The organism is Shewanella cutis, assembly GCF_022410515.1.
Classification (GTDB): Bacteria; Pseudomonadota; Gammaproteobacteria; order Enterobacterales; family Shewanellaceae; genus Shewanella; species Shewanella cutis.
This window is the reverse complement of record NZ_JACSDI010000046.1, coordinates 1-1,189: the sequence shown is the minus strand read 5'-3', so window position 1 is coordinate 1,189 and position 1,189 is coordinate 1. Positions and strand designations below refer to the sequence as shown.

Below are 1,189 nucleotides of genomic sequence, written 5' to 3'. Positions count from 1 at the left end.
AAAAAATCTGTGTAAGTGGCATTCTATCCATGTATTTGAAAGGACATAAGAATGCCAGTATCAGACCAGCTTATCGACCAGTTATTAGCTGACTACAAATCCCCGGAAGACCTGCTTGGTGAGCAAGGTATCCTGAAGCAGTTAACCAAAAAGCTTGCTGAGCGTGCTCTTGAAGCCGAGATGGAGCAGCATCTTGGTTACGCCAAACATGATGCCGCCGGTAAAAACAGTGGCAATTCCCGCAACGGCAAAAGCCGTAAATCAGTGCGCAGCATTCACGGTGATATCGAGCTTGAAACACCGCGAGACCGTAATGGTAGCTTTGAGCCTAAGCTCATCAAGAAAGGCGAGAAACAGCTTGGTGGTTTCGATGAGCGTATTGTCTCGCTGTATGCCAGAGGCATGTCTACCCGTGATATCCAAGCCCACTTTGAAGAAGCTTATGGCGTTGAAGTCTCGCCGACTTTTATCTCACAGGTCACCAATGCCGTGCTGGATGAGGTGAAAGCCTGGCAGCAGCGGCCATTAGCGCCGGTATACCCGATAGTGTACCTGGACTGTTTGGTTGTGCGTAGCCGCGATTCCGGCAGCATCCAAAACAAATCCGTTTATTTGGCCCTTGGCGTGAACACTGATGGTGAGAAGGAGCTACTGGGCTTATGGATAGCACAAACCGAAGGCGCTAAGTTCTGGCTGTCGGTGATGAATGAGCTGAAAAACCGCGGTGTGGAAGATATCTTTATTGCTTGTGTTGATGGCCTAAAGGGCTTCCCAGATGCGATAGAAGCGGTTTACCCTAAAACGCAGGTACAGCTGTGCATCGTGCATCAAATCCGCAATAGCCTGCGCTTCGTCAGCTGGAAAGAGCGCAAAGCCGTCGCGGCAGACCTTAAAACCATTTATGGCGCAGCCACGTTGCAACAGGCTGAGCAGGCATTAGCGCAATTTGCTGAGACGTGGGATAACCAGCATCCAAGCATCAGCAAATCGTGGCGCGACAACTGGACAAGGCTTAGCGTGTTCTTCGACTATCCACCGGAGATACGAAAGGTGATCTACACCACCAATGCCATCGAATCGCTAAACGCCAGCCTGCGTCAGGTTACCAAAACCAGACGATCATTCCCAAGTGATGATGCGGTGCTGAAGTTGCTTTATCTGGCTTTACACCAGATTGCTAAAAAGTGGA

1 protein-coding gene is annotated in these 1,189 nt (G+C 50.0%); it reads left to right on the top strand.

All coding sequences use genetic code 11. The annotated features are described in order from the left end of the window. Positions 1-51: 51 nt before the first annotated feature. The coding region (locus tag H9J30_RS21540; RefSeq protein WP_240132843.1) for an IS256 family transposase at positions 52-1,189 on the top strand (1,138 nt) is incomplete at its 3' end.